Source organism: Micromonospora sp. ATLC20 (assembly GCF_057196585.1).
This window is the reverse complement of record NZ_JBXUOV010000219.1, coordinates 1-8,448: the sequence shown is the minus strand read 5'-3', so window position 1 is coordinate 8,448 and position 8,448 is coordinate 1. Positions and strand designations below refer to the sequence as shown.

At 75.3% G+C, this 8,448-nt stretch carries 10 protein-coding genes and 1 pseudogene; 5 read left to right on the top strand and 6 right to left on the bottom strand.

The genetic code is table 11. The annotated features are described in order from the left end of the window. Positions 1-767 (bottom strand): LppM family (lipo)protein (locus AC2CHG_RS27960; protein ID WP_484525915.1); only part of this gene is annotated, 767 nt, incomplete at its 3' end. A gap of 145 nt (positions 768-912) precedes the next feature. After that, positions 913-1,377 (bottom strand): nitroreductase family deazaflavin-dependent oxidoreductase, encoded by a 465-nt coding sequence (locus AC2CHG_RS27955; protein ID WP_484525914.1) that lies wholly within the window; start codon positions 1,375-1,377, stop codon positions 913-915. Between the two features lie 131 nt (positions 1,378-1,508). On the opposite strand from AC2CHG_RS27955, the gene AC2CHG_RS27950 reads away from it, so the two are divergent. Continuing rightward, a complete protein-coding gene (locus AC2CHG_RS27950; RefSeq protein ID WP_484525913.1) occupies positions 1,509-1,946 on the top strand; it encodes an FUSC family protein in 438 nt (145 codons plus the stop codon). Between the two features lie 7 nt (positions 1,947-1,953). On the opposite strand, the gene AC2CHG_RS27945 is transcribed toward AC2CHG_RS27950, so the two are convergent. Next, positions 1,954-2,943 (bottom strand): LacI family DNA-binding transcriptional regulator, encoded by a 990-nt coding sequence (locus AC2CHG_RS27945; protein WP_262011767.1) that lies wholly within the window; start codon positions 2,941-2,943, stop codon positions 1,954-1,956. 117 nt (positions 2,944-3,060) lie between these two features. On the opposite strand from AC2CHG_RS27945, the gene AC2CHG_RS27940 reads away from it, so the two are divergent. Further along, the gene (locus AC2CHG_RS27940) at positions 3,061-4,320 is read left to right on the top strand and encodes an MFS transporter (RefSeq protein ID WP_262011766.1); all 1,260 of its coding nucleotides are present in this window, start codon (positions 3,061-3,063) and stop codon (positions 4,318-4,320) included. Positions 4,321-4,408: 88 nt separating this feature from the next. Beyond that, a complete protein-coding gene (locus AC2CHG_RS27935; RefSeq protein WP_120569611.1) occupies positions 4,409-4,741 on the top strand; it encodes a hypothetical protein in 333 nt (110 codons plus the stop codon). Positions 4,742-4,750: 9 nt separating this feature from the next. Here AC2CHG_RS27935 and AC2CHG_RS27930 read toward each other — a convergent pair whose 3' ends face one another. Next, positions 4,751-5,113: a fluoride efflux transporter FluC gene (locus AC2CHG_RS27930; protein ID WP_262011765.1), complete on the bottom strand. Its 363-nt coding sequence runs from the start codon at positions 5,111-5,113 to the stop codon at positions 4,751-4,753. A 22-nt stretch (positions 5,114-5,135) separates the two neighbouring features. Beyond that, positions 5,136-5,618, bottom strand: a complete 483-nt coding sequence (locus AC2CHG_RS27925; protein ID WP_355507892.1) for a FluC/FEX family fluoride channel — start codon at positions 5,616-5,618, stop codon at positions 5,136-5,138. 217 nt (positions 5,619-5,835) lie between these two features. Here AC2CHG_RS27925 and paaK point away from each other — a divergent pair, with 217 nt between their 5' ends. Continuing rightward, complete coding sequence (gene paaK / locus AC2CHG_RS27920; RefSeq protein ID WP_355508099.1) at positions 5,836-7,143, top strand: phenylacetate--CoA ligase PaaK; 1,308 nt, start codon at positions 5,836-5,838, stop codon at positions 7,141-7,143. Between the two features lies 1 nt (position 7,144). Continuing rightward, the gene (gene paaI / locus AC2CHG_RS27915) at positions 7,145-7,552 is read left to right on the top strand and encodes a hydroxyphenylacetyl-CoA thioesterase PaaI (protein ID WP_357211138.1); all 408 of its coding nucleotides are present in this window, start codon (positions 7,145-7,147) and stop codon (positions 7,550-7,552) included. Positions 7,553-7,632: 80 nt separating this feature from the next. Here paaI and AC2CHG_RS27910 read toward each other — a convergent pair. Then, a pseudogene (locus AC2CHG_RS27910) lies at positions 7,633-8,448 on the bottom strand (adenylate/guanylate cyclase domain-containing protein); the annotation flags it as partial.

Here is an 8,448-nt window from a genome sequence, read left to right as displayed (position 1 = left end):
GGGCCGGCGGGCGCACCCGGGCCGGCGGTGGCCGTCGCGTCCGGGCCGCCGCGGGAGCCCCGGCGGCGCAGCAGGAGCACGACCACCACGGCGACGACAAGCAGGAGCACGACCGCGCCGGCGACGACCGGCAGCCAGGGGAAGGAGCCGTCCCCGGTCACCACTGCCGCCGGGCTGGTGGCGGGCGGCGGGGGCGCCTGGGCGACGGCACGCAACTCGGCCGGCTTGGGCTGGTTGGCGACCACCTTCCAGCTCACCGAGCGTCCGGTGATCGTGCCGTTCGTGTCGAGCACCCGGCCGGGGAACGTCACCGAGATCTCGAACTCCATCAAGGTCATGAACGCCTGTTGCTGGCGCGGATCCTGCTGTCCGAACTTGCCGCCGTATTTCTTCGGGTCCAGCGGGAGCGAGAAGCGAATGAGATCCTCGTCCCGGACGAGATTCACGCTTTCGCTCGTGAATTGCGCCAGCGGCGTTTTCCGGTACGTGATCTGAATGCCGTACGAGGTGGCGTCCTCGTACCGGGTCTCCGCTCCGGGCGGAAGTGAGGGAATGTTCGGCCGCAGTTCGGCGAACGCCACCGCCGGATCCGGGTTCCGCTGCTTGAGCACGGACTTCGGCGCGGTGAGCAGGAGCTGACCGGAGACCGTGTCGTCATCGTTCACGGTCAGCCCGAGGTTGAGCTGCATGCAGCCGCTCAATATCGCCACGAGGGCGAGACACACCGCGAGTCCGAATGCCCGGCTGCGGCGGAGTCTCGTATTCATGCGGCAAGTGTGAGCGCCCGCGGCGGGCGCGACAGTCAGCGATCAGCCGCCTTCGTGTCGCCGATCTTACCGGCCGTCTCTCCCATTCGGCCGACCCCGGGAAACCGTCGCGCTCGATATTCTGGAATGTTGTGTCCGGGTGTTCTCATCCGGTGCCCGCCACGACCCGGAACACCGGGATGTCCGCGGCGACGCGGGCGAACTCGGCGAGCGGAGCGTGCCGGCCCACCGGCACGTGCGCCCGGGCACCAGGGGCCAGCGCCAGGTGCCGCCGCAGGATCGCCGGCCGCTGCGCCACCGGCACCTCGACCAGCCGGACCGGCTCGCGGCGGCGACGCCGCAGCACCACCCGCCCGTCCGCGGCACGCACGTTCGCCACCCAGTTGGCACCCGCGCCCAGCATCGACACCACGTACCGCTCGCCGTCGAGGTCGGCGACCACTATCGGCACCGAGACGGTCCGGCCGGTCCGGCGGCCCGGCACCTCCATCGTCACCCAGTGCCGCGGGGCGAGGCCGGCGCCGTACTGCCAGGCCGACAGCGCGTTCATCATCCGGGCCAGCCGGTTCGGCCGGCCGCCCCGGTACATCCACGTCATGACCCCGCCCATCGGACCCCTCCTTCTCCCGTACCCATTGACGGACGTCCGCCCGGCGACGGCCAGGGCCGACCGGCCCGAACACGTCCACCGCAGCGTGAACCGCCGCGCGCCCGGCCACCGGCCGGTCCGCCGGGCCGCAGGTGAGGTACGCAGACCGGAAGGGAAGCGATGACAGCGACCGCGAGCCGGGCCGCGTCGGCGCTCCGGCAGGCAGCCGGGCGGCTCCGGCACGGCTGGCGCCCGGCCGGCGCATCCGCCGTACCGCCGAGGTGGTGCTCGGCGTGGCCGTCGGCGTGCTCGTGGCCGAGCTGGTGGTGCAGGCGCTGGGCCCGCGCACCACCAGCACCGTCCTCGTGGTCGTCCTGCTCACCGTCACGCTGGCGGTGGCGGTCGGCGCCAGCTCGGTCAGCACCGTGCCGACCACGCTCTCCGCGCTCTACCTGGCCGTGGTGTCGCCACCGAACGAGACGCTCGTGCCGGTGCGGTTCGTCGACGCGCTCATCGGCGGTGTGGTCGCGCTCGTCACCAGCCAGGTCCTCAACGTCCGCCGGCCGCTCGTCCCGCTCGCCGGGCAGTGACCGGTGCTCAGGCGCTCTCCCGGGCGACAAGCGTCGACGGGAACGCGGTGCTCGGGGCGGCCGGCGCGCGCGTCAGCACGGCCGTGGCCGCGGCGGCCGCGATCCGGTCCACCGGGTGGGTCGCGGTGGTCAGCGGCGGGCTACTGATCGCCGCGTACGGCAGGTCGTCGAACCCGGCCACCGCCACGTCGTGCGGCACCCGCACGCCGCGCCCGCGCAGCGCCGCGATCACGCCGAAGGCGGTGGCGTCGCTGGCCGCGTAGACCGCGTCGGCGTCCGGCCACCGGCGCAGCGCCTCCAGCGCCGCCCGGCCGCCCCGCGCCGTGGTGAAGTCGCCGGTGACCAGCCGCTCCGGCGCCCCCGACTCCCGCATCAGCTCCCGGTACGTGGTGACCGACCGTTCGGCGCAGCTCAGCCAGCGCGGCCCGGTGACCATGACGATGCGGCGCCGGCCGGTGGCGTACAGGTGACGCAGCACCTCGCCCGCGCCACCGGCGTTGTCGACGTCGAACGAGGGCACCGTCGGCGAGCCCCGACCGATCGAGACGACCCGGCCGCGCAGCCTCGGCGGCACCGCGTCCAGCGCGGCCTGGGTCGTGTTGACCAGGATCACGCCGCATACGCCCCGGTCCGCGCCGAGCCGGGCCAGCCCCGACGGGTCGGCCAGCGGCAGCCACTCCAGCGCCACGCCGACGCCGTGCGGCGCGCACACCCGTGACGCCGCGCTCACCACCCGGTGCACGTACGGGTCGTCCAGCACCGTGCCGTCGCGGCCCACCACGGCCACCACCAGGCGTACCCCGGCCCCGCGCACCAGCGCCCGGGCCGCGAGGTCCGGCACGTAGTCGAGGCGCTCGGCGGCGGCCCGCACCCGGGCACGGGCGTCCGCCGAGGCGAACCCGTAGCCGCCGAGCACCCGGGAGGCGGTGGCCCGGGACACCCCGGCGTCGCGGGCGACGTCTTCGAGCGTGGCGGGACGTGCGGTCGGCGTACCCATGTCCGCATCATGCCTGCTCCGGCGCGGATGGGCGAAGCCTTAACGGCGCTTGTGGTGGAAGCGCTCTCAGGTGTGCGATTGTCGTCGGGATCAGACGGGGGAAGGGACCACCGCACCGTGAGCAGCACCATCGACGCACCGGCCGGGAAGCGGCCACCGGCGCCCCGGGCGGTGCTGACCGCCCGCAACGGCGTCGCCGTCGTCTTCGCCCTCAACGGGCTCGCGGTGGCGAGCTGGTTCTCCCGGGTCCCGGCGGCCCAGGAGGCGCTCGACTTCAGCCCGGGCCGGCTCGGCCTGCTGCTGTTCTGCGTGTCCGCGGGCTCGCTGCTGGCCATGCCCACCGCCGGCCTGGTCACCCAGCGGCTCGGGCCGACGCGCACGGTGGCCGTCTCGGTGGTGCTCGTCGCGCTCGGCCTGACCGGGGCCGGTCTCGCCGCCAGCCTGGCCGGATCGGCCGTCGGGGTCGGGCTCGGGCTCGCCGCGTTCGGCTTCGGCTCCGGCATGTGCGACGTGGCGATGAACGTCGAGGGCGCGGCGGTGGAGAAGCGCCTCGGGTACACCATCCTGCCCCGGTTCCACGCCGCCTGGAGCCTCGGCTCGGTGGCCGGGGCCGGGCTGGGCGCCGGGGCGGCGCATTTCGGCGTACCCGTCGGGGTGCATCTGCCGGTCCTGTCCGTGCTGGTCCTGGCCGGCACGCTGCTCGGAGCCCGGGCGTTCCTCGCCGCACCGGCCGAGGCGGCCGGCGACGGGGAGGCGGCGGCCCGGCGGCGGGCGCTGCTGGCCGCCTGGCGCGAGCCCCGCACCCTGCTGATCGGGCTGCTCGTGCTGGTCATGGCATTCACCGAGGGCAGCGCCAACGACTGGCTCGCGGTGGCGTTCGTGGAGGGGTACGAGGTCGACGAGGCCGTCGGCGCCGCCGTGTTCGGCGTGTTCGTGGTGGGCATGACGCTCGGCCGCACCGTCGGCACGATCGCCATCGACAGGTGGGGGCGGGTGCCGGTGCTGTACGGGACCATCGCGATGGCGTCCGCCGGCGCCGCGCTCGCCGTGCTGGCCGGCTCCGGCCCGCTCGCCGTGGCCGGCGTGGCGCTGTGGGGCATCGGCGCGTCGCTCGGCTTCCCGGTCGGGATGAGCGCCGCCGCCGACGACGAGGACAAGGCCCCGGCCCGGGTGAGCGTGGTGGCCGTGATCGGCTACACCGCCTTCCTCGCCGGCCCGCCGCTGCTCGGCTTCCTCGGTGACCACTTCGGGGTGCTGTCCGCGCTCGGCGTGGTGCCGCTGCTCCTGCTGCCCACGCTCGCGCTGGTGCCGGTGCTGCGGGAGCGCCGCGCCGCGCCGGACGCGCATGCCGGAACCCCGGCGGCGAAGATCGGCTGAGCCGCTCCAGCCGACTCCCACCGCGCTCCCAGCCGCCTGCCAGGCGGGCGTGCTGCACTGGAGCGAACGCCGAGGAGAGGAGGCGGGCATGGGCTGGTTCAGCCGCCGGGCCGCCGACCCGACGACGCCCACGAAGCTCGACCGCGAGGCGACCAAGGAGGACCTGGCGCAGCTGGAGGCGTTCGTCACCAGCCGGCGCGGGGTCGAGTTCTACCTGGAACCGGAGACCACCGCCACCGACACCACAGTCGTCGCCATCGCGCACGACGGCGAGTGGATCCGCCGCCGTACCGGCTCGCCCCGCGTCGCCGGCCGGATCGCCCAGAAGCACGCGGTGCCGCTGTACGAGGCGGCCCGCACCGGCTACCCGGAGCGGATGCGGGCATGGAACCGGGCTCACCCGGAACGCCGGGCCCGCTGACCGGCGCGGTCAGCCGGTCAGCGCGGTGACGCAGGCGTAGCCCAGGAACGCCGCGCCCAGGCCCGCAACGACACTGAGCGCCACATTCGCGTACGCGAGGCGGCGCTTCCCGGTGCGGGCCAGGCGCAGCGTCTCGTAGCTGAGCGTGGACCACGTGGTCAGCGCGCCGCAGAAGCCCGTGCCGACCAGCGCCGCCACACCCGGGTCGACGGGCGCCGCTAGCAGGCCGCCGAGCAGCAGCGACCCGGCCACGTTGACGGTGAGCGTGCCCCACGGGAACGGCGAGCCGTGCCGGGCCTGCACCGCCCGGTCGGTCAGGTAGCGCAGCGGCGCGCCGATCGCGGCGCCGAGCGCGATCAGCAGAACGCTCACCGTCGCCTCCCGTCCCAGGCGGTCACCGTCGGCTCCCGTCCCGGGCGGGCAGCAGCCGGGTGGTCACCGTGTCCCCGGCGGCGACCGCCGCCAGCGCGCCGAGCACCGTCGCGGCCAGGTAGAGGCCCGCCGTACCGGCCGCGCCGTCGGTCAGCAGCCGCTGCGCGTCGACCGCGTACGCGGAGAACGTGGTGAACCCGCCGAGCACGCCGACCCCGAGGAACGGGCGGGTCAGCGGGTGGGCCGGGCGGGCGGCGAGCATCGCCATCAGCACGCCGATGAGCAGACACCCGGCGACGTTGACGGCGAACGTGGCCCACGGGAACTCGCCGGGCCGGTGCGGCACCGCGACCTGCGCGCCGGCCCGGGCCAGCGCACCGATCACGCCACCGGCGGCGATCACGCCGAGCACGGCCGCCGGGTGCGCGGACAGTTCCGACCGGTCGGCCGGTACGCGCAGGTCGACATCCGGATCGACCCGAGGATCCGACACGACACCTCCCACCAGCACCCGAGAGCATAACCCCGCCCGCCGCCCCGCCTCCCGCTCTCGGCGATCTTGCACTTTCGGCCCCGGCACAGCGGGCGAAGCGGACACCCGAGGGGCGGCAAGTGCAAGATCGCGGGGGAGGGGGGTGGGGGAGGGGAAGGGGGTGGCGGGCGTACGGTGGGCGCAGCGCCCGGCCCGCGGCGTCCGGGGCCCGTCGTGCCAGGAGGTCACCGTGGAGGAGCGCACGCCCCGTCCGGACGAGCTGGATCCCGTCGAGCGGATCGGCGTCGACGAGCTGCGCGCGCTGCAACTGGACCGGCTGCGGCACTCGCTGCGGCACGCGTACGACAACGTGCCCCACTACCGGCGCGCGTTCGACGCCCTCGGCGCGCACCCCGACGACCTGCGTGAACTGGCCGACCTGGCCCGCTTCCCGTTCACCACGAAGGCGGAGCTGCGGGAGAACTACCCGTTCGGCATGTTCGCGGTGCCCCGCGAGCGGGTCGCCCGGCTGCACGCCTCCTCCGGCACCACCGGCCGTCCCACAGTGGTCGGCTACACCCGCGCCGACCTGGACACCTGGGCGAAGCTCATGGCCCGCTCGATCCGCGCCGCCGGGGGCCGCCGCGGCGACCGGGTGCACGTCGCGTACGGCTACGGGCTGTTCACCGGCGGGCTCGGCGCGCACTACGGCGCCGAGGAGCTGGGCTGCACGGTCGTCCCGGTGTCCGGCGGCATGACCGAGCGCCAGGTCATGCTGATCCGCGACCTCGAACCGGAGGTCATCATGGTGACCCCGAGCTACATGCTCGCCATCGTGGACGAGATGGAACGCCAGGGCGTCGACCCGCGCACCACCTCGCTGCGGGTGGGCGTCTTCGGCGCCGAGCCGTGGACCGAGGACATGCGCCGCGAGCTGGAGCAGCGCCTGGACATGCACGCGCTGGACATCTACGGCCTGTCCGAGGTGATGGGCCCGGGCGTGGCGGTCGAGTGCGTGGAGACCAAGGACGGCCTGCACCTGTGGGAGGACCACTTCTACCCGGAGATCATCGACCCGATGACCGGGGAGGTGCTGCCCGACGGGGAGCGGGGCGAGCTGGTGCTGACCTCGCTGACCAAGGAGGCCATGCCCGTCGTCCGCTACCGCACCCGGGACCTGACCCGGCTGCTGCCCGGCACCGCCCGCCCGATGCGGCGGATCGAGAAGATCACCGGACGGACCGACGACATGATGATCGTCCGAGGGGTGAACGTCTTCCCGACGCAGATCGAGGAGCTGATCCTGCGTACCCCGGCCCTGTCGCCGCACTTCCAGTGCGTGCTCGACCGGCGGGGCCGGCTCGACACGCTCACCGTGCACGTGGAGCGGCGCGCGGGCGCCGCCGCCGACGAGGCCGAGCGGGCCGGCGCCGCTCTCGTCGAGCAGGTGAAGAACACGATCGGGGTGTCGGTGGCGGTACGGGTGATCGAGCCGGACGGGGTGGAACGCTCGATGGGCAAGATGCGCCGCATCGTCGACCAGCGGCGGGAGTCCTGAGATGAGCGGTGACGGCGGCCGTACCGCGGCGCACGACATGTTCGACGCCGACGTGGCGTCCAAGGGGCTGGGCATCGAGCTCGTCGCGGCCGGCGACGGCGCGGCGGTGGCCCGGATGCGGGTCACCCCGTCGATGCTCAACGGGCACGCGATCGGGCACGGCGGCTTCGTGTTCCTGCTCGCCGACACCGCGTTCGCGCTGGCGTGCAACAGCCACGGCCCGGCCACTGTGGCGGCCGGCGGCGAGATCAGCTTCCTGCGCCCGGTACGCGAGGGCGACCTGCTGGAGGCGTACGCCACCGAGCGGGTCCGGCAGGGCCGCAGCGGCATCTACGACGTGACGGTACGGCGCGGCGACGAGGTGGTGGCCGAGTTCCGGGGCCGCAGCCGCACCATCGCCCGCGACTGATCCGTCCGGCCCGCCCGACCGACCTGCCCGCCGAGTGACGTCCGGGCCGGAGTGGCCCCGTGCCCGCTCCGACCCGGACGTCATGCCGCCAGCCCGAGCGCGTGCCCGCCGGGCTCGGTTCTTCGCCGGTTCCGGCCCACCCGCCAGGGCGGACCGATCCGCCGTTCCCGCCCCGCCGTGACCACTGGTGACGGGTCGGGCCAGGCTGCGACTACGGACGACGGGCTGCTCCGCTGCCCGGGCCACGCCGTGACACCCGGGACGATCCGTGTCGCGGCGGCCGCCGGTCCGGCACGCACCGGCTGGCCCGCCCGTCCGGGCTCCGCCGGGAGCGCGCCGGCCCGGCCCGGCTGCCCGGGCACCGTGTCGCAGGCATCGGTCCGGTCCGGCGGGACGGGCGCCGGTCGGGCCCCTCCACCCGACCGGCGCGACCGTCCCGCCCCGAGCGGGCAGACCTCCCGCTCGCCGGCGCCCCGGGACGGGACGCCGGTCGCCGCTCCCGGCACACGGCCGGCAGCGGTGTCCTTCGCGGCACGCAGGCGGCGGGCGAAGTCCGCCCGTACCGCACGGGAAAGCCGCAGCGCGGCCACCCGCGCCACCAGCGCGTCGACCGCCCAGCGGCCCGCCGCGACCGGGTGGAGAAGCCGCGCCGCGGCCAGCGCCCGCAGCACCGGCTCGGCCCGGCCGGCGGGCCAGCCGAGCATCGCCTCCACCGCGGCGGCCCCGGCCGGACCGCCGGAAGCGGCAGCGGCCAGCAGCACGGCCCGGTGCGTACCGTCGAGCCGGTCCAGCCGGGCGTCCACCAGGCGGCGCGCGGCGGCGGGTACGCCGGACGGTTCCGCGCCCGCGTACGCCGCCGCGACCGCCGGGTTGCCGCCGACCAGCGTCACCAGCCG

Bases quoted from the DNA above. Each gene is read 5' to 3' on its own strand.
- AC2CHG_RS27955 (WP_484525914.1), bottom strand. From the start codon at position 1,377: ATGGGCGGGGTCATGACGTGGATGTACCGGGGCGGCCGGCCGAACCGG.
- AC2CHG_RS27945 (WP_262011767.1), bottom strand. From the start codon at position 2,943: ATGGGTACGCCGACCGCACGTCCCGCCACGCTCGAAGACGTCGCCCGC.
- AC2CHG_RS27935 (WP_120569611.1), top strand. From the start codon at position 4,409: ATGGGCTGGTTCAGCCGCCGGGCCGCCGACCCGACGACGCCCACGAAG.
- paaI (WP_357211138.1), top strand. From the start codon at position 7,145: ATGAGCGGTGACGGCGGCCGTACCGCGGCGCACGACATGTTCGACGCC.